Source organism: Marinobacter sp. F4206, from assembly GCF_019392195.1.
GTDB lineage: Bacteria > Pseudomonadota > Gammaproteobacteria > Pseudomonadales > Oleiphilaceae > Marinobacter.
This window is the reverse complement of record NZ_JAHXKI010000001.1, coordinates 454,511-476,592: the sequence shown is the minus strand read 5'-3', so window position 1 is coordinate 476,592 and position 22,082 is coordinate 454,511. Positions and strand designations below refer to the sequence as shown.

19 protein-coding genes are annotated in these 22,082 nt (G+C 57.0%); 15 read left to right on the top strand and 4 right to left on the bottom strand.

All coding sequences use genetic code 11. The annotated features are described in order from the left end of the window. Nucleotides 1–124 precede the first annotated feature (124 nt). The gene (locus KZO34_RS02165) at nt 125–742 is read right to left on the bottom strand and encodes a YceI family protein (protein WP_219472882.1); all 618 of its coding nucleotides are present in this window, start codon (nt 740–742) and stop codon (nt 125–127) included. Beyond that, the gene (locus tag KZO34_RS02160; RefSeq protein ID WP_219472881.1) at nt 729–1,466 is read right to left on the bottom strand and encodes a CDP-alcohol phosphatidyltransferase family protein; all 738 of its coding nucleotides are present in this window, start codon (nt 1,464–1,466) and stop codon (nt 729–731) included. Before KZO34_RS02160 ends, KZO34_RS02165 begins: the two co-directional genes overlap by 14 nt. Nucleotides 1,467–1,610: 144 nt before the next feature. Here KZO34_RS02160 and KZO34_RS02155 point away from each other — a divergent pair, with 144 nt between their 5' ends. From KZO34_RS02155 to KZO34_RS02140, 4 genes are read left to right on the top strand one after another with little or no spacing between them, the layout of a single operon-like run. Then, nucleotides 1,611–2,612 (top strand): zinc-dependent alcohol dehydrogenase, encoded by a 1,002-nt coding sequence (locus KZO34_RS02155; protein WP_219472880.1) that lies wholly within the window; start codon nt 1,611–1,613, stop codon nt 2,610–2,612. A gap of 27 nt (nt 2,613–2,639) precedes the next feature. Beyond that, on the top strand, nt 2,640–3,038 hold the full coding sequence (locus KZO34_RS02150) for a 6-pyruvoyl trahydropterin synthase family protein (RefSeq protein WP_219472878.1): 399 nt from the start codon (nt 2,640–2,642) through the stop codon (nt 3,036–3,038). Beyond that, on the top strand, nt 3,025–4,965 hold the full coding sequence (locus KZO34_RS02145) for a glycosyltransferase family 4 protein (protein ID WP_219472870.1): 1,941 nt from the start codon (nt 3,025–3,027) through the stop codon (nt 4,963–4,965). The genes KZO34_RS02150 and KZO34_RS02145 overlap by 14 nt, the downstream gene beginning before the upstream one ends. Then, nucleotides 4,962–5,957, top strand: coding sequence for a lysylphosphatidylglycerol synthase transmembrane domain-containing protein (locus KZO34_RS02140; protein WP_219472867.1), 996 nt, complete (start codon nt 4,962–4,964; stop codon nt 5,955–5,957). The genes KZO34_RS02145 and KZO34_RS02140 overlap by 4 nt, the downstream gene beginning before the upstream one ends. Here KZO34_RS02140 and KZO34_RS02135 read toward each other — a convergent pair. Next, nucleotides 5,914–6,777: a RibD family protein gene (locus KZO34_RS02135; RefSeq protein WP_219472865.1), complete on the bottom strand. Its 864-nt coding sequence runs from the start codon at nt 6,775–6,777 to the stop codon at nt 5,914–5,916. The two genes, KZO34_RS02140 and KZO34_RS02135, sit on opposite strands and share 44 nt — an antisense overlap. A gap of 159 nt (nt 6,778–6,936) precedes the next feature. Here KZO34_RS02135 and KZO34_RS02130 point away from each other — a divergent pair, with 159 nt between their 5' ends. Continuing rightward, nucleotides 6,937–7,353, top strand: a complete 417-nt coding sequence (locus KZO34_RS02130; protein WP_219472864.1) for an XRE family transcriptional regulator — start codon at nt 6,937–6,939, stop codon at nt 7,351–7,353. A gap of 15 nt (nt 7,354–7,368) precedes the next feature. Here the strand turns inward: KZO34_RS02130 and galU are convergent, their stop codons facing one another. Further along, entirely contained in the window at nt 7,369–8,205 is an 837-nt protein-coding gene (gene galU, locus KZO34_RS02125; RefSeq protein ID WP_219472855.1) for a UTP--glucose-1-phosphate uridylyltransferase GalU, read from the bottom strand. 364 nt (nt 8,206–8,569) lie between these two features. On the opposite strand from galU, the gene KZO34_RS02120 reads away from it, so the two are divergent. The 10 genes from KZO34_RS02120 (at nt 8,570) to prpF (ending at nt 22,061) form a co-directional block, all read left to right on the top strand. Further along, nucleotides 8,570–9,691 (top strand): ShlB/FhaC/HecB family hemolysin secretion/activation protein, encoded by a 1,122-nt coding sequence (locus KZO34_RS02120; RefSeq protein WP_219472853.1) that lies wholly within the window; start codon nt 8,570–8,572, stop codon nt 9,689–9,691. 132 nt (nt 9,692–9,823) lie between these two features. Next, the gene (locus KZO34_RS02115) at nt 9,824–11,329 is read left to right on the top strand and encodes a glucan biosynthesis protein G (RefSeq protein WP_257900143.1); all 1,506 of its coding nucleotides are present in this window, start codon (nt 9,824–9,826) and stop codon (nt 11,327–11,329) included. Nucleotides 11,330–11,353: 24 nt separating this feature from the next. Further along, nucleotides 11,354–11,641, top strand: coding sequence for a hypothetical protein (locus KZO34_RS02110; RefSeq protein WP_219472849.1), 288 nt, complete (start codon nt 11,354–11,356; stop codon nt 11,639–11,641). Next, nucleotides 11,628–13,739 carry a glucans biosynthesis glucosyltransferase MdoH gene (gene mdoH, locus KZO34_RS02105; RefSeq protein WP_219472847.1) on the top strand — a complete coding sequence of 704 codons (2,112 nt, stop codon included), beginning with the start codon at nt 11,628–11,630 and terminating at the stop codon, nt 13,737–13,739. Before KZO34_RS02110 ends, mdoH begins: the two co-directional genes overlap by 14 nt. Before the next feature lie 16 nt (nt 13,740–13,755). Continuing rightward, nucleotides 13,756–15,336 carry an OpgD/OpgG family glucan biosynthesis protein gene (locus KZO34_RS02100; RefSeq protein WP_219472845.1) on the top strand — a complete coding sequence of 527 codons (1,581 nt, stop codon included), beginning with the start codon at nt 13,756–13,758 and terminating at the stop codon, nt 15,334–15,336. 109 nt (nt 15,337–15,445) lie between these two features. Beyond that, nucleotides 15,446–16,126, top strand: coding sequence for a GntR family transcriptional regulator (locus tag KZO34_RS02095; protein WP_219472843.1), 681 nt, complete (start codon nt 15,446–15,448; stop codon nt 16,124–16,126). Nucleotides 16,127–16,144: 18 nt separating this feature from the next. After that, complete coding sequence (prpB, locus tag KZO34_RS02090; protein ID WP_219472842.1) at nt 16,145–17,032, top strand: methylisocitrate lyase; 888 nt, start codon at nt 16,145–16,147, stop codon at nt 17,030–17,032. A gap of 44 nt (nt 17,033–17,076) precedes the next feature. Then, complete coding sequence (gene prpC / locus KZO34_RS02085) at nt 17,077–18,207, top strand: bifunctional 2-methylcitrate synthase/citrate synthase (protein ID WP_219472840.1); 1,131 nt, start codon at nt 17,077–17,079, stop codon at nt 18,205–18,207. 81 nt (nt 18,208–18,288) lie between these two features. Next, nucleotides 18,289–20,886: a Fe/S-dependent 2-methylisocitrate dehydratase AcnD gene (acnD, locus tag KZO34_RS02080; RefSeq protein WP_219472838.1), complete on the top strand. Its 2,598-nt coding sequence runs from the start codon at nt 18,289–18,291 to the stop codon at nt 20,884–20,886. Then, nucleotides 20,883–22,061 carry a 2-methylaconitate cis-trans isomerase PrpF gene (gene prpF, locus KZO34_RS02075; RefSeq protein WP_219472836.1) on the top strand — a complete coding sequence of 393 codons (1,179 nt, stop codon included), beginning with the start codon at nt 20,883–20,885 and terminating at the stop codon, nt 22,059–22,061. The genes acnD and prpF overlap by 4 nt, the downstream gene beginning before the upstream one ends. Nucleotides 22,062–22,082 lie beyond the last annotated feature (21 nt).

The window sequence follows — 22,082 nt, the reverse complement described above, 5'->3', positions numbered from 1 at the left end:
ATTCTTGTCTTGGTTTTGGCTAATAAACATACAGAGGTTCAAGCCGTTTCGGCAAAGCTTCGGAGGCTCAATGTAACAAAATGTGTTCGCGATGAGGGGTTGGTCACAAAATAGGCGGCTTCCGTCAGAACCAGCCTGAATCCTTGTTAGCCTCGAACCCGAATCTCAGGCGCACCTCATCGCCCACCAGGGCAGGATCCAGCCCGTACGTCATTCCCCAGTCGCTGCGTTTCAACGTTGTTTCGGCGCTGATCCCCAGCGTGAAGTCCTCGTGCCCGATGGGGTAGTCGGCGGATTTGTTCAGTGTGACGTCGAGAATCACAGGGTTGGTCTCGCCTAGCATGCTGAGGTCTCCCGTCACCTTGCCCGAGTCTTCACCCGTAGCCTCAAAGTCCGTCAGGGTGAAGGTAATTTCCGGGTAGTTCCCGCTGTCCAGAAAGTCTTCCCCCCGCAAGTGGTCGTCGCGCTTTTTGTGATTTGTGAATACGCTATCGCTCTGAAAAACCAGCTTTCCCGAGTTCAGTTCGCCGGTTGCATCGTCATAGACGAACTCCCCGTCCACGGCCCGAAACATGCCAATGACCGGCGCGTAGCCGATATGCATGATCTCAAAGGCCATGGAGAAATGCTCCGAATCCACTTTGAACTTGGTTGGTTCGGCTGAAACCAGAGGCACGCTGGCCAGAAATATCGGAACCAGGGCGTAGCGGGTGCCCTGTGAAAAGACGTTACGCAGTTTCATGAGCGTTTCTCCTTTGATAGAGCCAGCAAATATCGACCCAAAACGACCAGGCCAGAAGTGCCAGGGCCGTCATCAGTGTGAGGCCGCCAAGGGCGGGCGGTACGGGAGGCAGGATAGCCACCATCAAGGTAACGATTTGCCATACACAAACGGTCTTTCGCCGGAAGCTGTCCGGCAGCGGGCGGGTAAGCCAGCTGAACTGACACCCCGCGGCCACAAATCCATAGCGCATTAATCCGAGTGTGAGTACCCACAGGCCGGTCTTGTCCATTGCGACCAGTGCAACGCAGAGCCCCAGGAGGAATGCGGCGTCCAGCTCCATGTCGAAACGGGCGCCGAATTGGCTCTGGGATTTGGTTGCGCGAGCAATAGCCCCATCCACGCCATCCAGTATCAGTGAAACCAGTGCAAGGAATCCATACAACCACAGATCCCCTTGACCGAAACGGTCAGCAAACGGCGCACTGGCAATCAGGGTAATAACGAGAGACGCACGGAGGAGTGTCGCCCGGTTGGCCGGCCCGAAATCCACATTAATTGGCCAGTACCGAAGGACGCTCCAGCACACAAGCGCGTACAGGCCTCCGGCGACGAGCAAAAACGATATAGGCAGTGACCATAGCCAGACACTGACGGTTACCAGGCCCGTGGTAAGGATAGCCCCCCATGCCAGGTCCTGCAGAACAGTGGTCCCCGAAGAGGCCGAGTCGCCTTTAGAATCCATGTTGGAACTCCAGCGTATTACTCCAAGGGTGCTGTGGGCTGCTCAATCCCCAGTACCAGACTATAGTGTGTTCAATCTTAATTTGCTTACGAGGGTAGCCCCATTTCGGACTCTTCACGAACAACAATCACCACGGAGGATCGGGTGAATCCCGGGAAAGAGCAGGTTTCCGAGACCGATCTGGCCTGGTGGGTGACGGGGCCTCGCCGGGGAGCATTGCTGCAAACTTCCCTTGCTTCGGGGCAGGAGACGGACAGTGAGACGATGGTCACTGTAAAGTCGCTTTATTCGGGAATTAGCCGGGGCACCGAAGCCCTCGTGTTTGGCGGTCTGGTTCCTGAGACTGAGTACGACCGCATGAGGGCACCTTTCCAGGAAGGCCGGTTTCCGTTCCCGGTCAAGTATGGCTATGCGAACGTGGGGCGGGTGGTGAGCGGGCCATCCAGTCTGCAGGACAGGTTGGTTTTTTGCCTTTTTCCCCACCAGTCGCGATACCGCGTTCCGGCTTCTGCTGTTACTCCAGTTCCTGACGCAGTGCCTGCCGCGCGGGCCATTCTTGCCGCCAACATGGAAACAGCTGTTAATGGACTCTGGGACGGCGGGCCTTCCGTTGGCGACCGGATCGCGGTGGTTGGCTTGGGGGTGGTAGGGTTGTTGGTGGCCTGGCTGGCCAACCAGATTCCAGGGACCCGTGTGATCGCGGTGGATGTAAACGAAGATCGGAGGTCTGTAGCGGACGCGCTCGGACTCAACTTTGCGTCCTCAGTCTCGCAGGATGACCACGATCTGGTTTTCCACACCAGCGGCCATCCCTCCGGTCTCGACACGGCTCTTTCACTGGCTGGTCAGGAATCGGTGATTGTGGAAATGAGCTGGTACGGTGATCAGACTGTGACGGCGCTCTTGGGAGGCGCTTTCCACTCCCGCCGCTTAACCCTCAGGTCCAGCCAGGTTGGCCAGATTCCACAACTTCGACAATCCCGCTGGAACCACAGAAAACGACTGCAGCTGGCTCTGGCGTTGCTCGGTGATGATCGCCTGGATTGCTTGATCAGTGGCGAAAGCCCATTTACCGAATTGCCGGAGATTATGGGCAGCATTCTTACCGAAGGTCACCATACGCTCTGCCACCGAATCGTCTACTAAACAGTTTTCCACGCCGGAGGAGGTTTTATGTTCAGCTTGACCGTTCGCGACCATATGATGATTGCGCACAGTTTCAACGGCGAGATTTTTGGCCCGGCCCAGAAGCTTCACGGAGCGACCTACGTGGTCGATGTGGCATTTGAAAGGGAACAGCTGGATCCGGATAACCTGGTGGTGGACATTGGTCTGGCATCTTCTGCTCTGAAAGACGTGCTCGCCGAGTTCAACATGCAGAACCTCGATGAGATTGAGGCATTTGAAGGGCGTAATACGACCACGGAATTCATGGCTGGCGTGGTATTTGGACGCATGGCCGGTGCGATTCGGGATGGACGACTTGGGGAATCCGGCAAAGAAATCTCCAGTCTGAAAGTGACGCTCTCGGAGTCTCACATTGCCTGGGCCAGTTATCATGCTGCAATCTGACTCGTCCTGGGCAATCGAGTTTGTTGTCCCGGGGGATCCGCACCAGAACACGGGAGGCTACCGTTATGTTCGCCTTCTGGCCGAAGCGCTCAGTCAATCAGGCTTCGCTGCTCGGGTTATCGGCTTGCCCGGATCCTTTCCCCGGCCTGACGCGGAGGCGGCAAATGCGCTGGACCGGCATCTGGGGGCTTGTACCAGTGGTGCGCTGGTCGTGCTCGATGGCCTGGCCATGGGCGGTTTGCCCGACGTTGTGGCAGCGCACGCCTCACGATTGAACCTTATTGCGTTGGTGCATCATCCCCTGGCCGACGAAACCGGTCTCAGCGCAACCGAACAGCAGTGGTTTTTCGAGCATGAAAAAAGGGCGCTGGCGGCGGCCGGTAAGGTGATTACCACGAGCCGATTTACCGCGGAACGATTGTCGGATTACGGCGTCCCCGCGGAACGCATCCGGACTGTCGAACCGGGTGTGTCGCCGATAGTCGAGTCCTCAAAATTATCAACTTCAGTCCGGGTTCCAGGTGACGGACCGAATCTACTGTGCGTCGCACATCTTTCGCCGCGGAAGGCGCAGCATCACTTGATAGAAGCCCTGAGTGAACTGGAAACACTGCCCTGGCATTGTACTTTGGCGGGAGCCACGGACCGGAATCCAGCATACAGCGATCAAGTCAGGGCGCAGGTCGAATCCGCAGGGCTGGGAAGCCGGGTAGATATTACCGGTGAAGTCAGCAGAGAGCGACTTGGTGAACTCTATCATCAGGCGGATCTGTTCGTGTTTCCGTCACTGTACGAAGGCTACGGCATGGTGATTGACGAAGCGCTTGCAGCGGGCCTGCCGGTGATTGCCTCCAATGGTGGGGCCCTGTCGCAAACGGCTGCTCGTGGAGGCGTGGTGCAATATGAGGCTGGCGACGTTGGCTCGTTGTCTGCCAGGTTGGCGGCATGGCTGGCTCACCCGAGGGAATTGGTGCATCGAACACGGCTGGCCGAACAGGAGTCGGCCCGGATAAAAAGCTGGCGACAGGCGGCCAGCAATTTTCAGTCCGCAGTGGCGGATCTGGCGGTCATCAGCCGGCAGAGTGTATTCGACAGTGAATGGCTTCGGTGTCGGGAAGGCGCCGATCATGCCGCTCGCGTCGGAAAACTCACATCGGATCTCGGCCACTGGCTCCGAAAGACCTGCCTCGCGCAGGATGAACAAGCTCGTCGCGAATCGGGAGTTACCGTTGTTGATCTTGGCGCTGGCCGGGGTTCCAACGCCGTTTATCTTGTTCCGGCGCTTCCGCTACCTCAACAGTGGCTGTTGCTGGACCAGGATGCGGCTTTGCTGGCGGAGGCCCGGGAGCGGCTGACAAGCGCGGACATCGGATTATCAATTTCGCAGGCTCAACTGAGTGCGGGCTCCCTGGATCGTCACATTCCCGACGAGGTCAGCCTGGTCACGGCATCAGCATTGATCGACCTGGTGTCGAAGACCTGGCTGAAAGCTCTGGTGGATGCAGTCGTTGCCCGACAATCGGCTCTGCTGGTGGTGCTGAGTTACGCCGGGCGCTTCGATCTGAACCCGCCACACAAGCATGATGCCCGCCTTCGGGCACTGGTCAACCGTCACCAGCATCGCGACAAGGGGGTGGGGCAGGCCCTCGGGGCTGGCGCCACACCGGTCCTGAAAGGTCTCATGGAGAGTGCGGGGTATACGGTAACCGTTGCAGACAGCCTCTGGCGTCTTGGAAAAGGGGACGCAGTTCTGATTGGCAAGCTTATCCAGGGGTGGGTCGAAGCGGCGAGAGAGCAGGATTCCGCCGGGACTGACTGGCTGGCAGGGTGGTTGGCCGATCGCAGGGAGCAGCTAACGGCTGGCAACCTCTTTGTTACCGTCCACCACGTCGATCTGCTTGCCCTGCCTGCGGACCGACAAAGATGAAGTGGCTCCAACACCCCGCTGCCGGGTTTGTGCTGAAATGGGGCTTCGCATCGTGTCTGGTCGTCGTGGTGCTTTTTTCCGTCGACCTCGGGATCCTTTGGCAGGAATTGTCACGGTTGCCAGTGAACCTCCTTGTGCCGACTCTCGTGTTGACTGTGTTTCAAGTGTTGCTGTCGGCTTGGCGTTGGCGCTACACCGCCGGGCTTCTGGGAGCACCGTTACCGTTCGGGACGGCGGTTCGTGAATACTACCTGGCGAGCTTCCTTAATCAGTTGCTGCCTGGAGGAATGTTGGGGGACGTCAACCGGGCATGGCGACACGGAGCAGTCAGTGGTCAGCCGCTGGATGCAATCCACGGTGTTGCGATCGAGCGATTGTCAGGGCAGCTCGTATTGGGCCTTACCGTCACTGTCGCTCTGGCCTGGCTGATGCTTTCCGGAACGCTGGTCATGGCGTCGCAGTGGTGGATGTGGCTGCTACCGGGACTTGCGCTTTTTGTCGTCTGGCTAAGCCGCGCAGTTGCTCGCTCCCATGTTGGTATGGCCCGATACTTCCGGCGGCTTAGAGGGGATATCGTCCGCACGCTGCTGAAGTGGCCGGCGTTTCCCGTTCAGATGGGTACCTCTCTTCTTGTCCTCGCCAGTTACCTCGGGGTCTTTATGGTGTTGGCCTATGGGGCCGGTTACCTGGGAAGTTGGAATGCCCTGGCATTAACCGCAGCACTCTGTAGCCTTCTGCTACTGAGTATGGTCATTCCGGTCACCGTATCGGGGTGGGGGATTCGGGAAGGCGCCGCTGCCCTTTTGTGGCCGATGGCAGGATTGCCGCCGGAGCAGGGGGTAGCGCTGAGTGTCGGCTATGGCGCCTTGGTTTTTCTGTCTACGTTGCCGGGACTGGTGTTCCTGGTTACCCGGTTAAGACGTTCAGGATCCAGGGCCTTTCAGCCGATCAGGAAAAGTCCAGATCAAAGAGCATATCACTTCCCAGATTAATCAGTTGGGATTGCGGACGCAGAGCATCCTCCAATAGATCAATCTCAGGCAGGGAGAAGGCGGGTCTGCCACTTCCGATAATCATGGGAGCTACCATGACATGTAACCGGTCGAGCAGGCCGGCACGAAGGAACGCGGAAACCGTGACACCGCCGCCTTCGACAAAAATTCTCCGAAGGCCGAAGTCGGACAGCACCCGGAGAATCGTCGTCGGACTGACAATGTCGTGCTCCTGCTCATTACCAAGGCAGGGCACTTCAATTACGTCTCCCTCAATTGCAGTTCGAGTCCTGGATTCGTATTGTCCCCCGACCAGCCGCAGTGTGGGGGCTGCGCCGTCGGTGAACAGGTGGTGGCTTTCCGGAACCCGACGATGCCGGTCGATGACTACCCGCACCGGATTGGGTCCCTGAGTGCGTCTAACGGTCAGTCTGGGGTTGTCTGTGCTCGCGGTACCCGCCCCTACGATCACAGCGTCCGACACTGCCCTGATTCGGTGCAGGTGAGTAATGCCGTCGTCGCCGTTAATAAAGCGTGATCGCCCGGTTACGGTTGCAATTCGGCCATCCAGGCTCTGGCCGAGCTGTCCGACGACGCGGTGTGAAACGCCGGAGGCAAGAGGCCTGCACAAGGGAAGAAACAGGGACAGAAGATCTCTGGCCTGTTCGGTGGCCGGGTGGAGAAGATGCCAGGCGCCCTGGCCATTAAGGCGCACCGCAACCTCGTTGGTGGAAGGCACCGCCAGGGTCACATCGCTGCGATTGACAGCTTTCAGCACCAGTTGCCAGGCAGCCTCAATGTCCAATGCTTGTGCAGCCATAAACGCCCTGTCCCATCTCCGTTGGATTCATTATAGGTAGATTGTGTGCAAAGCTATATGTACGTTACATTTCCAGATTGATTCACTTTTCGGTGACATCCGGATCGTATCGGACTCCAGATGAACTGGCGTCCCTGCAGAGGGTAGAGGCAACCAGCTATGCGGTACCTGCAAACGTTCAATCGTCGCTTGCGGCAGATTCGCGAGGACGGCCGACTTTCCCGGTGGGACGTGGCTCAAATGTGTGGCGTGGAGGAAACCCAGGTCAGAAGCTGGGAAGCGGCCGATGCCCGGCATCGTAGTTATCCCAACGTGACCGAGTTGCTGGATTTTTGCATGCGAACCGAGACACCCCTGGAGAATCTGCTGGATCTGGAAGAGCCCGGCGGGGACGGCCAGCTGGAGTTGCCGGGGCTGGCGTTCAGCAACAGCGATGATTTGTCGGTTGCTCTCAAAGAACTGGAGCGGGAAATCAACCGTGTCCAGTTGTCGGAGGAGGAAGTTGAACTGCTGCGCCGGTTCCGCAACACCTCCACGGAGAACCGGCGCATGGTTCTTCAGATACTGGGCGGCTAGAGGCCACCCGGCTCCTCAGTTTCCTTTCTTGTAGATGTTCTCGTACACGTAATTTGTGGCTTCCACAAAGCCGTCGATACTCCCGCAGTCAAAGCGACGACCCTTGAACTGGTAGGCCAGCACGCAGCCGTTCTGGGCCTGTTCCAGGAGGGCATCGGTGATCTGTACTTCGCCGTTCTTGCCGGCTGGCGTCCGCTCAATGATGTCGAAGATGTCCGGGGTCAGAATGTAGCGACCAATAATGGCGAGGTTACTGGGCGCGTCTTCAGGCGCCGGCTTTTCCACCATGTCGGTAATGCGGTACAGGCCATCTTTCATGGAGTCTCCCGCAATCACACCATATTTGTGGGTTTCGTTCTCTGGAACTTCTTCGATGGCAACGATGGAACAGCGGAACTGGTTGTAAAGCTTGACCATCTGCGCCAGCACACCGTCTTCGCCGTCAGGTCCGAGGCAGAAGTCGTCTGCCAGAACCACGGCGAAAGGGTTGTCTCCAACAAGGTTGCGCCCGGTCAGGATGGCGTGGCCAAGTCCCTTCATCTCATTCTGGCGGGTAAACGCAAAGGTGTTGTTGTCGATCAGGTCGCGAATGGATGCCAGCAGATCCTCCTTGCCGGACCCGGCAATCTGGTGCTCCAGCTCGTAGCTGATATCGAAATGGTCCTCTATGGCCCGTTTGCCTCGCCCAGTGACAAAGCCAAATTCATGGATGCCGGCTTCTGCCGCTTCTTCCACCCCATATTGCACCAGCGGTTTGTTGACGACGGGGAGAATTTCTTTCGGCATGGCCTTGGTGGCGGGAAGAAAGCGGGTGCCGTATCCGGCAACGGGGAACAGGCATTTTTTGATCATTGAATTCGTCCTTTTTCTGAGCAATCACGTCCCCTGAATGGGAATCTTCCAGTCTCTTCACTTTGAGCTAATCACAAACCGTGCCGAGTTTAACGAAGTTGTCCGCTGAAATGGAGGGGTAGGGATTCTGTGTAAGTAAAAGTAACCGATTTGTGTCAGAGGTAGTCACAAGTTACACATTGAAACACTTCGCAAGCAACTTTCAAATACAGATATAAAGGTTTGTATTGCCGCATTTTAAAAGATGTAATTTTTAGTCAATCGGGGTGGTATTGACGGCCCGCGCGCGGATAAAGTGCTGTTCATATTTTGGTCACCTCCCGAAGGATCACGAGTGCGAGTTACCCGATTTTGTGCACTAATTTTGTGCGTTTCACTCATTAATGTCGGCGCTGCATCGGGTTATGAAGGCGTAAATGAGTCTGCAGACGTCTATCCCGGTGAGCTGTTGCCGTCTGTGGCCCGGTATGTGGCGTCCAAAGTCAATGTCACGGGCTCTTCGAGTCGTGACAACGATCGCGCATCCGGGAGTCTGGGTCTTGCGAGCGATGGCCTCGGCTGGTCAAAACAGCGGCTCAGACTCAATTATCGTGACAGTGTCTCCCAGCGTGAGAATCATGAATCCAGCACCCTGATGCTCAATTACGGGCTTTCAGTGTCGAACTTTGATATTGGCATGGAGTTCGAGGAGGGTGAATCGACTGGGGTAAGCCTCGGAGACGGCAACAGATTCGATTCCGAAAGCGAACACAGTGCCTTCAGACTCAATGGTAGCCGCGCATTGTTTTCCCGGCATGGATTCTCCCTGAGCAGTCTTTTCAATCATTCAGCCGGGGGCTCGAGTACAGCCGATGCGACCGGCTGGGCCGAAGAGACCCAGTACCAGATTTCGAAGCTCGGCCTGGAAGTACGCGAAGATCACGAGTTGGTGGCGGGCCTGCAGTCCTCGACGAGCCTGAGGGCGTTCGGAGGTGTCGAGTCCCGGGCAGTCACGGGCACCTCGGGCCCCAACCAGACGGAGGAAAAGTTTCAGAAGGTCGCGGTGTCCGCAGCCATTCATCGGGATGTTCACAACTGGACCCTGGGATTGGGTGGGCAGTACCAGTTTGCAGGGGACGATCTACCTTCCACCGAGCGGATTCAGGTTGCTGGGCCGTCCCTGGCCAAGGGCTATAGCGGGCAAACGAAGTACGTCGCGGAAGGTGGCTGGTTGCGTCTTCAGGCGGGAAGTCCGACATTCCGGGTTCCGGCCTTGAAGGGGTTTCAGTCGTCTGTTCAGATGGCCTTGCTCCGGGGATGGACCCCCGGCGGGGAGTCCGATGGTCCGCAAGAGGGAGGAGCGAGTGTCGGTGAAGTTTCCCTCAAACTTGATGCCCGTGATTTCTACGCTTCCTTGAGTGTTGGCAAAATGCTGGCCGTTACGGACCCTGAGATGGACCTTCCGAGTCATCCTGACCTTTCTTTTTCCATTTTCGTCGATATGTAACCGTCCTTTCCTCTACTTTCGAGTTGCCACTTTTGGCTAGATTTGCCTATGTTGGTAGGTGGTGCATCGGAAGCGAAAAAGGAAGAGGACAGGATCGTGGCAGATACCGGGAAGTATCGAGTCATACTTTGCTTGGCATTTGTCATAACGTTGCCTCGCCTGGTTTACGGCTTTGATTTTAACGATGTTGTAGAAAAGGCCAAGGCACTTGCCGCGGCGGAATTCGAGCCGCCACAGGAGGTTCCGGATTTTCTGAAGGAACTGAGCCCTTCGCAACATCGAGCCATCCAGTTCAAGCCGGAAGCCAGCCTTTGGCGTGAGTCGGATTCGACGTTCCAGGTGACAATGATGCCCCCGGGAAGCTTTTACGCGCACCCGGTTCGCCTGAACCTGGTGGAGGAGGAACGCGAGCATCCCATTCCATTTCGCCGCGAAGACTTCACCTACCCTGACAATGACCTGAAGAACCGAATGCCTGCCGACCTGGGGTATGCGGGTTTCAAGGTTACTTATCCATTCTCTGGCTCTGAGGGGCGGCAACAGTTTCTGGTTTTCGGCGGCGCCAGCTACTTTCGGGGAATGGGCAGGGATCAGCGCTTGGGATTGTCTGCTAGAGGCATCGCCATCAATACGGGATTGGCTTCTGGTGAGCAGTTTCCGTCTTTCACAGAGTTTTGGCTCCAACGCCCCGCGCCCGAAGCAGACAGGATGGTCGTCTTTGCCTTGCTCGATGGTGTCTCGATCACCGGCGCCTATCGGTTCGTTATCCATCCCGGTAGTGCTTCGAGGGTGGACATTACGGCCAGGCTGTTTTTCAGGGAGGACATCGAACAGCTCGGCCTCGCTCCCTTGACCTCCATGTTTTTTTACGCCGAGCACTCATTGAAGCCCATGGGCCAGTGGCGACCCGAGGTTCACGATTCGGACGGCCTTCTTGTGCACGACTCTGAAACCGGAGAGTGGCTCTGGCGCCCGCTGCAGAATCCGACAAACCTGATATTGAGTTACCACCAGGTTGCGGATCTGAAAGGCTTTGGACTGATGCAGCGGGATCAGAAATTCGAATCCTATGAAGATGTCGAACACCGATATGACATCAGGCCAAGTGCCTGGGTAGACACCGAAAAAGGATGGGGGCCCGGTCATGTGGTGCTGGTCGAGCTGCCTACCGAAGCAGAGTCAAACGACAACATCGTCGCATTCTGGCGGCCTGAAGCGGGCGTGGCTGCCGGAGAGATGCTGGGTTTCAAGTATCGCGTGAGTTTTGGTGGTCCCGAGATAAGTGGCCAGACAACGGGCCGTTCAATTTCGACTTTCTTCGGCAGAAGTCCTGCAACAAGCGACAATGCGAACGCTTACCGATTTGTGGTGGATTTTGAGAGCGATCAGATACCCCAGCTTCCCCTGGACGCCCCCGTGGTCAGCAACGTGGCTGGCGGGGAAGGCGTCGAGATACTGGAGCATTTCGTACAGTATGTAGAACCAAAAGACATGTGGCGCCTTTCAATGCTGGTTCGCCCTGAGCCGGGCAAGGTTCTGTCATTGAGGGCGTTTCTGAGCCTGGATGGTAATCCGATTACCGAGACCTGGATCTATGAACTGGGCAATGGTAACAACCAGATGCGCACGTCTGAATAGTGCGATCCCGGAGAAACACGTCGAATGCGCGATATTGAGCTTCAGTATGTTTTCAATCGGGCGTATCTCTACCTTCTGGAATCAGGGGTCGAGATGACCGCCGACCATTGCTGCAGCTTGCTTCAGCTCTTGGAAAAGGCTGTTCTGGACGCCGAACAGGAGAGTGGCGGCGCCAGTGTCCGGGATCGTGTCATCGACATGATCCCGGAATACTTTGTGTTGCCTGTGATGACTGTGCCAGAGATCTGTCCGCCGCTGACACGGGGCAGTATTGGCTACGACCCGCCCGGAGTCGTCCATGGGGAAGGATAAACAGACCAGCTGGCGTAGTGTGGCTCTTTTTCGCCGTAGCCTTATGATTTTTCTGGTTATCGGACAGACGTCCGTGGCGACCTATTACTTGTTGTGGATTCTGCCGTACCACGGTGGCTTATTTGTTGAGAAAGCCCTCATTGTCCTGTTCGCGGTGCTCTATATATGGATCGCGATAGGCTTCTGGATCGCTGTCTGGGGGTTCCTGATCCGTTTCTTCGGGGGGGACCGCCATTCGCTGGCCAGGCGCCATTCCAGGGGCGAGCTCAGCACCGTGCCCCTGGCGAAGACGGCGATTCTGCTGCCCATTTACCACGAACCAGTTAACTGGACTTTCAAGGGGTTAAGAGCGGTCTACGAAGACCTTGCCAAAGAGGCCTGCCTGGACCACTTCGAGTTCTATATTCTCTCTGACAGTCGATCCCCGGACGTTTGGCTGGAAGAACGGACGGCCTGGCACGATCTGGTGACCGAGCTGGGCGCGGAGGGGCGGATCTTCTATCGACGCAGGCCTGTCAATCTGAATTTCAAAAGTGGCAACGTAGCGGATTTCCTCCGTCGGTGGGGGCGCCGCTACAAATACATGGTGGTTCTGGATGCCGACAGCCTGCTGAGTGGCCAGACTCTTTGCCAGATGGTAAAGCTCATGGAGCTGCAGCCCCAGGTCGGGATTCTGCAAACCAATCCCAGCGTCATCAATGGAAGGTCCCTGTTCGCCAGGGTTCAGCAGTTTGCAAACCGGTTTTATTCTCCTCTGTTTGCTACCGGCCTTGCTGCTGTACAGATGGGGGACGCAGCGTTCTGGGGCCACAATGCGATTCTTCGGGTAGAGCCGTTCATGAAGCACTGCGGGCTGCGGAAACTGTCCGGTCGCGGGTTATTTGGTGGTGCCATTATGAGTCACGACTTCGTGGAGGCTGCGTACATGGGGCGAGCCGGTTACGAAGTATGGCTTGAGCCCGAATTGGGCGGGAGCTTCGAGGAGTCGCCGCCGACACTGGGTGATGAGCTCGCTCGTGATAATCGTTGGGCAAAGGGCAACCTTCAGCATCTATGGCTATTGCTTCGGGAGCCGGGGCTTCGGTTTGCCCACCGGATGGCTTTCCTAAACGGGATTATGGCCTATCTCGCTTCGCCATTGTGGCTGCTGTTCCTGATCGCGGTGACGATTTCTGCAGCGCAAATGACGCTCGCCCCGATTGACTACTTTCCGGAAGGGTACCAGGGCCTGTTTCCCTTGTGGCCGGAATGGCGTCCCGAATGGGCGCTGGGGTTGGCCTTGAGTACATTGATGCTTCTGTTTTTTCCAAAGTTCCTGGCGCTTCTGGATTCGATGATCCAGGGAACGGCTGCGTCATTTGGTGGTCGTATACGGCTGGTCGAGAGTGTTCTGATCGAGATTCTCGTGTCCGTTCTGCTGGCCCCGATCCGAATGTTGGCTCACAGCCGCTTTGTCGTGGCGGCGATTTTCAATGTGTCGCTGAAATGGGCCGGACAGAACCGGACGGAGGAGATAACCTGGCGGGAGGGATTCTGGCATCAGTTACCGGCGATGCTGGTTGGCAGTTCCTGGGCGCTGTTTGCCTGGCAGCTGGATACCCTGTTTTTCTACTGGTCGCTTCCGGTGGCGGTGCCGCTCATCCTGTCTGCTCCCAGCTCAGTTCTGCTGAGTCGACAGGCGCTGGGGCTGGGGTTACTGGACCGGCGGCTCCTGATGATTCCGGAAGAATCAAAACCGCCTCCCGTGCTTCAACGTGCCCGAAAATACAGAGCTTTGATAAGACCTTACCAAAGCCTGACGCCATTCCAGCAGGCAATCTTGATTCCACAGGTAAACCGGTTACATCAGGCTTTCGCTCGGGTGCATACGTCCGATGCCCGTCAGCGGCATTGGGCAAGCGACGTGGAAAGTTGTCTCCAGCACGGTCCCGCTTACCTGTCCAATGCAAAGGTGGCTCGGATCGCTCGGGACAGATGGGCACTGGATTACCTCCACAAAGAGGCGTGGAAAGCGCCGGTAGGGACGTATTGGGGGCAGTGCATCCAAAGGCGGGTTCTGGAGCGGGTGGGTGCGCCGGCTAAAGAGCCCGGTATATGAAGGAGAAGGAGGGAGCATGGACAGGCGTTCACTGCTTAAATGGTTGGCCGTTGGTGCGGGTGGCTACTGCTTTTCGCCGGTTTTGCTGGTGGCGGATGACGCCGAGAGCGATTCTGGCAACCCGGAACCTTTCAGTTATGAATGGCTGAAAGGCCGGGCAAGGTACCTCGCCGGGCAACCCTACGAATCCCACGAGGGAGAACTCCCTGATTCGCTGAAGGCCATATCCTGGGATGATTACCAGGCAATCAGTTTTCGCCAGGACCAGGCCTTATGGGCGGAGCAATCCCTGCCATTTCAAGTACAGCTTTTTCACCTTGGACTTTTTTTCCAGACACCTGTCCGAATCCACGAATTGCGGGATGGTGTGGCCCGGCCCTTAAGGTACGACCCAGACTACTTCAGATACGAGGGTGATCAGCCCCTCGGGAAGCTTTCAGAAGATCTGGGATTTGCCGGGTTTCGCGTTCACTATCACTCCAATTTTGAGCTGGATCTTGCTGCCTTTCTCGGAGCCAGTTATTTCCGGGCGGTGGGAAAAGAGATTCAGTATGGAATGTCCGCCCGCGGACTGGCAATCAACACGGCCGGACCCGACGGCGAGGAGTTCCCACGATTCGCCGAGTATTGGCTCGAGAAACCGACGCCCGGAGCGAAAGTACTGCGTGTGTGGGCTCTGCTTGATTCCCCGAGTGTCACGGGGGCCTATGCCTTCGTTCTGAACCCCGGCGCAAACTTTGTAATGGACGTTGACGTGGCACTCTATCCCCGAAAACGAATTGAAAGGCTCGGCATTGCGCCGCTTACCAGCATGTATCAGGTTGGCGAGAATAGTCGGCGGATGGGGTATGACTGGCGACCGGAAATACACGATTCGGATGGGTTGCTGATGCACACGGGGGCGGGGCAGTGGATCTGGCGGCCGATCGTGAACCCTGAAAGTCTCCGGTACAACAGCTTCGTGGACCGGAACCCGAAAGGCTTCGGGCTTTTGCAGCGAGACCGTGACTTCGATCATTACCAGGATGACGGCGTTTTCTACGATCGTCGTCCCAGTCTCTGGGTAGAGCCGCTGGCAGGTTGGGGGGCGGGCAGTGTCGACCTCGTTGAAATACCAACGGCTGATGAAACGTTCGACAACATCGTGGCTTATTGGAACCCGGAAACCGCACTTTCTCCGGGTCAGGAGTACCTTTTCTCCTACCGTCTCACCTGGGGAGAGATGAGCCCCCTTGATGGAGCCAAACTGGCAACGACCAAGGCAACCCGAACCGGTCTTGGTGGTGTGGTCGGACAGCCCAGAGAGTACTTCTCATGGCGATTTGTGATCGATTTCGCCGGTGGTTTGCTGCAGATGCTGGCGGACGACGCTGAGGTAGAGCCTCTTATAACGGTGAGCCGCGGGTCTGTCGAAATCTCGTCGGCAAGACCCCTGGCTTCATTGAACGGGTATCGAGCGATGTTCGATCTTGTGCCGGATGACTCGACCGACCCCATCGACCTCACGCTGGTGTTGAGGTTGGGTGACGAGGTGCTTACCGAAACATGGGTCTACCAGTATTCACCGCCGCCACCCAAGGAGCGAAAACTCTACTGACTGCGAGGCGAGGTGTTGACAATACTGTTTCGTCCTTTGAAGGCATTGTTGACAATAATGGCATTTCAGCGTAATTTCTCGAACAAATAATCAATATTGTTAACAAAAAATGCCGGAAGCCAACGAAAAAAGCTATACGCGTGCAGATGAGGCGTTCGATTGTTTGCAAACGTCCATCGTGAAGGGCGAACTCGCTCCCGGGGAAAAAATCGGGGAGCTTGAGTTGTGTACCCGGTTTAACCTGACCCGGGGACCACTTCGCGAAGCTCTGGGGCGCTTGGAGTCCCGGGGGCTTCTGGTTCGCCGTCCCCATGCCGGCGTGAAAGTGGTATCGGTGAGTGCTTCAGAATTGGTGGAGCTCTACCGGATTAGGGAGGTGATGGAAGGGCTTGCCGCCCGGCAGGCGGCGGAGCGCATGACCGATGCAGAGATTTCCGACCTGCAGGCTACGCTGGACGTCCACGAGCGTATGATTGACGAGGCGCAGGGGCAGGCTTATTACCAGGCAGAAGGGGATTACGATTTTCACCACCGGATTGCCACCGGTAGCCGCAATACCAAACTGGCCCAGATGCTATTGGGCGATCTGTATTACATGGTGCGAATGTACCGTTACCGGTTAAGCACCTCGGCCGGGCGTCCTCATCTGGCGCTTGGTGAACACCGCCGTATCGTCGAAGCCATTGCCCAGCGCGATGGTGAACTCGCCGAATTCCTGATGAAACGACACATCAACGCCGCTCGCCGAAATATTGAAAAGAAAATTCAAGAAGGCGTTTTAACTATCTGATAGAAGAGGGTACGCATCATGTCCAGCAAACTTTCTCCGGGAGCACGTTTCCGTAAAGCACTGAAAGAAAACCAGCCCTTGCAGATTGTCGGTACCATCAATGCCTACGCGGCGATGATGGCGCAGAAAGTAGGGCACCAGGCTATTTATCTTTCGGGTGGTGGGGTAGCCAACGCCTCCTATGGCCTGCCGGATCTTGGTATGACCAGCATGAACGACGTCGTTGAAGATGTCCGTCGCATCACGGCAGCCTGTGATCTGCCTCTGCTGGTGGATATTGACACCGGGTGGGGTGGGGCGTTCAACATCTCCCGCACCATTCGTGAAATGGAACGGGCTGGCGCTGCCGCTGTCCATATCGAAGATCAGGTCGCCCAGAAGCGTTGTGGCCACCGACCGAACAAGGAGATCGTGTCGCAGGGGGAAATGGTTGACCGTATCAAGGCCGCTGTGGACGCCAGAGAAGACGACGACTTCTTCATCATGGCCCGTACTGATGCTTTCCAGAAAGAAGGGCTGGAAGCTGCGATTGAACGTGCCAAGGCATGCATTGAAGCCGGGGCTGACGGGATTTTCGCGGAGGCGGTTACTGAACTGGAGCATTACAAGGCGTTCTCAGACGCGTTGGATGTACCGATTCTGGCCAACATCACCGAGTTTGGCGCCACGCCTCTGTACAATCGCTCGGAACTTGGCGATGCCGGTGCAGACATGGTTCTGTACCCGCTGAGTGCCTTCCGTGCGATGAACAAGGCAGCGTTGTCTGTTTACCAGAACATCCTTGAGAAGGGCGATCAGAAAGATGTGGTCGATCTGATGCAGACGCGGATGGAGCTGTATGATTTCCTGAACTATCACGAGTTCGAGCAGAAGCTGGATCAGCTTTTCCAGCAACAGAAAGACTAATCCGATACGTGACTGATAATCATCTTGAGTGAGGGAGAACAACAATGGCTGAAGCGAAGAAACTGGGCGGTGCAGGTCTGCGTGGACAGGTAGCGGGTCAAACGGCCTTGTGTACCGTGGGTCAGTCTGGTGCAGGGTTGACGTATCGTGGGTACGAAATTGCCGACCTGGCTGAGAAGGCACAGTTTGAAGAGATCGCGTACCTGCTGCTGAGGGGTAAGTTGCCCAACCGCCAGGAGCTGGATGCCTACAAGCAGAAGCTACAGAGTCTCCGCGGCCTTCCGGCGGCCTTGAAGACCGTCCTTGAGCAGATCCCCAAAGATGCGCACCCGATGGATGTCATGCGCACTGGTTGTTCCATGTTGGGTAACCTGGAAACGGAAGCGGATTTCAGCGAGCAGGACGATAAAATTGACCGTATGCTCGCGGTTTTCCCTTCGATCATCACCTATTGGTATCGCTTTGCTCACGAAGGTGTGCGCATCGAAACTGAAAGTGACGTTGATTCCATTGGTGGCCATTTCCTGGAGCTGTTGCATGGCGAGAAACCGAGCGAGCTTCATGAACGTGTCATGAACGTGTCTCTGATTCTTTACGCGGAGCACGAATTCAATGCCTCGACATTCACGGCCCGGGTCTGCGCCTCGACCTTGTCTGATATTCACAGTTGTGTGACCGGCGCCATTGGCACGCTGCGGGGCCCTCTTCACGGCGGTGCGAACGAGGCCGCCATGGAGCTGATCCAGAAATTCCAGACTCCGGATGAGGCTGAAGCCGGCCTGATGGGTATGCTGGAGCGGAAAGAGAAGATCATGGGGTTTGGCCATGCCATCTATCGCGATTCCGATCCGCGTAACGCCATTATCAAGAAATGGTCCGAAAAACTGGCGGATGAAGTGGGCGACACCGTGCTTTATCCCGTCTCGGTTCGCTGTGAAGAGGTCATGTGGCGCGAGAAGAAGCTCTTCTGCAACGCCGACTTTTTCCATGCTTCTGCCTATCACTTCATGGGCATTCCGACCGAGCTGTTCACCCCGATTTTCGTGATGTCCCGGGTTTCGGGCTGGACTGCCCACGTGAAAGAACAGCGGGAAAACAACCGGATCATTCGCCCCAGTGCCGAATACACCGGTCCAGCGGATTCGAAGTGGGTGCCTATCGACGAGCGCCCGTAAGCCCGCCGTGGCACTCCCAGAGCTTCGTAGGGAGTGCCCGTTCCCGCCCACATCTTCGATACCTGACATGAGTTTCTGCCGATGAATACTGAATACCGTAAACCACTCCCCGGCACTGACCTGGATTACTTTGACACCCGCGAGGCGGTCGAAGACATCCAGTCCGGCGCCTATGACAAGCTTCCGTATACTTCGAGGATCCTGGCCGAGCAGCTGGTGCGCCGGTGCGATCCGGAGATGCTGACCGACTCACTGAAGCAGTTGATTGAGCGCAAACGCGATCTGGATTTTCCCTGGTATCCAGCTCGTGTGGTCTGCCACGACATCCTCGGGCAGACGGCGCTGGTTGATCTTGCCGGCCTCAGGGATGCCATCGCCGAGAAGGGCGGGGATCCCGCCAAGGTGAATCCGGTGGTACCGACGCAGCTGATTGTCGACCATTCCCTGGCCGTCGAGCACGCGGGTTTCGAGAAAGACGCGTTCGAGAAAAACCGTGCGATCGAAGACCGTCGCAATGACGATCGTTTCCACTTCATTAACTGGACCAAGACCGCCTTCAAGAACGTCGATGTGATCCCGCCGGGCAATGGCATCATGCACCAGATCAATCTGGAGAAGATGTCTCCGGTCGTACAGGCTCGCGACGGAGTGGCCTTCCCGGATACCTGTGTCGGTACTGATAGCCACACCCCGATGGTCGATGCCCTTGGCGTCATTTCGGTCGGTGTGGGTGGCCTTGAGGCCGAAAGTGTGATGCTGGGCCGTGCGTCCATGATGAGGTTGCCGGATATCGTCGGTGTGGAGTTGACCGGTAAACTGCGCCCGGGCATCACCGGTACCGATATGGTTCTCGCTATCACTGAATTCCTGCGCAAAGAGCGTGTGGTCGGTGCGTATCTGGAGTTCTATGGTGAGGGTGCCGATAGTCTGACGGTGGGTGATCGCGCCACGATTTCCAACATGACCCCGGAATACGGCGCGACCGCCGCCATGTTCTACATTGATGGTCAGACGATCGACTACCTGAAGCTGACAGGGCGTGAGGATGATCAGGTGGCGCTGGTTGAAAAATACGCCAAGCACACGGGGCTGTGGGCTGACAGCCTGAAAAACGCCGAGTATGAGCGTGTCCTGAAGTTTGACCTGTCGAAAGTCGAGCGAACCCTGGCCGGTCCCTCCAATCCCCACGCGCACCTGCCTACTTCCGAACTGGCGGAACGCGGCATTGCCGGTGAATGGGAGCAGGAAGAGGGCAAGATGCCGGATGGCGCTTGCATCATCGCCGCCATCACCAGCTGCACCAACACCAGTAACCCCCGAAATATGGTGGCTGCCGGCCTGATCGCCCGCAACGCCAACAAACTGGGTCTGACTCGCAAACCATGGGTGAAAACCTCTCTGGCGCCGGGCTCCAAAACGGTCAAGATGTACCTGGAAGAAGCCGACCTGCTTCCGGAGCTGGAACAACTCGGTTTTGGCGTTGTGGCTTTTGCCTGCACGACCTGTAACGGCATGAGCGGCGCCCTCGATCCGAAGATCGCCCAGGAAATCATGGATCGTGACTTGTTCTCCACGGCGGTGCTTTCCGGCAACCGCAACTTTGATGGCCGGATTCACCCCTACGCCAAGCAGGCTTTCCTCGCGTCGCCACCGCTGGTGGTTGCCTACGCCATAGCAGGCACCATCCGTTTCGATATCGAAAAAGATGCCCTGGGCTACGACAAAGACGGCAACCCCGTTACTCTGAAGGACATCTGGCCGGACGATGCGGAAATCGATGCCATTGTAAAATCCAGTGTGAAGCCGGAACAGTTCCGCAGCACCTACATTCCGATGTTCGATATCACCCGGGATGCCCAGGCCAACACCAACCCGTTGTACGAGTGGCGTCCGCAGAGCACCTATATCCGCCGTCCGCCGTACTGGGAAGGCGGCATGGTGGGCGAGAAAACCCTCAAGGGCATGCGTCCGCTGGCGGTTCTTCCGGACAACATCACCACCGACCACCTGTCGCCATCCAACGCGATCCTGATGAACAGCGCTGCTGGTGAGTACCTGCACAAGATGGGTGTGCCGGAGGAAGACTTCAATTCCTACGCCACTCACCGCGGTGATCACCTGACGGCCCAGCGTGCCACCTTCGCCAACCCGAAACTGTTCAACGAAATGGTCCGGGACGAAAACGGTAATGTGAAGCAGGGTTCTCTTGCGCGGATCGAGCCGGAAGGTAAGGTTGTCCGCATGTGGGAAGCCATCGAGGCCTACATGGATCGCAAACAGCCGCTGATCATCATCGCCGGTGCCGATTACGGACAAGGCTCGTCCCGTGATTGGGCCGCCAAGGGCGTTGCCCTGGCCGGTGTGGAAGCGATTGTGGCTGAAGGTTTCGAGCGGATCCACCGCACCAACCTGATCGGTATGGGCGTGATGCCTCTGCAGTTCGAAGAAGGCACCACTCGCAAGACCCTCGGCCTCGATGGTACCGAAACCTACGACGTAGAGGGCACCCCCGCGCCTCGCGCGGAACTGACGCTGGTTATCCACCGCAAAAACGGCAGCACCGAGCGAGTGCCCGTGACCTGCCGCCTGGATACCGCCGAAGAAGTGTCGATCTACAAGGCAGGCGGCGTGCTGCAGCGGTTTGCGGAGGATTTCCTGCAATCGGAAGGTGCAGCATGAACCATCAGCCACAAATCAAAATTCCGGCGACGTACATGCGTGGCGGGACCAGCAAGGGCGTGTTTTTCCGGCTGCAGGATTTGCCGGAGGCCGCCCGGGTGCCGGGTGAGGCTCGGGACAAACTGCTGCTGCGCGTCATCGGAAGCCCGGACCCGTATCAGAAGCAGATCGATGGAATGGGTGGGGCAACGTCCAGCACCAGCAAAACGGTGATCCTGGCCGAGCCTACCCAGCCTGATCACGATGTGGATTACCTGTTTGGACAGGTGTCGATCGACAAGCCGTTTGTTGACTGGAGTGGGAACTGTGGCAACTTGACCGCCGCTGTAGGCGCCTTCGCCATCAATGGTGGGTTCGTCGAGAAAGAGCGTATTCCTGATGACGGCTTCTGTACGGTTCGTATCTGGCAGGCCAATATCCGGAAAACCATTGTTGCCCATGTACCGATTACCAACGGTGAGGTCCAGGAAACCGGGGATTTTGAGCTCGACGGCGTGACGTTCCCGGCTGCCGAGGTTCAGGTAGAGTTCATGGATCCCGCCGATGGTGACGGAGCCATGTTCCCGACCGGAAATGTCGTCGATGATCTCGACGTTCCGGGAGTCGGTAGGCTGCGGGCGACCATGATCAACGCTGGTATCCCGACGATCTTTGTAAACGCCAAAGACATCGGTTACGCCGGTACCGAGTTGCAGGAGGATATCAACGGCGATCCAAAGGCGCTGGAGATGTTTGAAACAATTCGTGCCCACGGTGCCGTGCGAATGGGCCTGATCGAAAAAATCGAGGAAGCTGCGAATCGGCAGCACACACCCAAAGTAGCGTTTGTTGCCAGTCCGGTGGACTACAGTTCCTCCAGTGGCAAACGGATCGGTTCTGGCGACATCGATGTTCTGGTGAGGGCGTTGTCCATGGGCAAGCTTCACCACGCCATGATGGGCACAGCAGCGGTAGCCATCGCCACGGCGTCAGCGGTTCCGGGAACACTCGTGAATCTGGCGGCCGGCGGAGGAGATCGGACTGATGTCACGTTTGGCCATCCGTCGGGCACCCTTCGTGTGGGTGCCGAAGCCCGTCAGGTGGATGGCGAGTGGACTGCAACCAAAGCTGTAATGAGTCGAAGTGCGCGAATTCTCATGGAAGGATCGGTACGTATTCCCGGGGATGCTTTTTAGAGCAAAGCGCTAGGGTGGCAT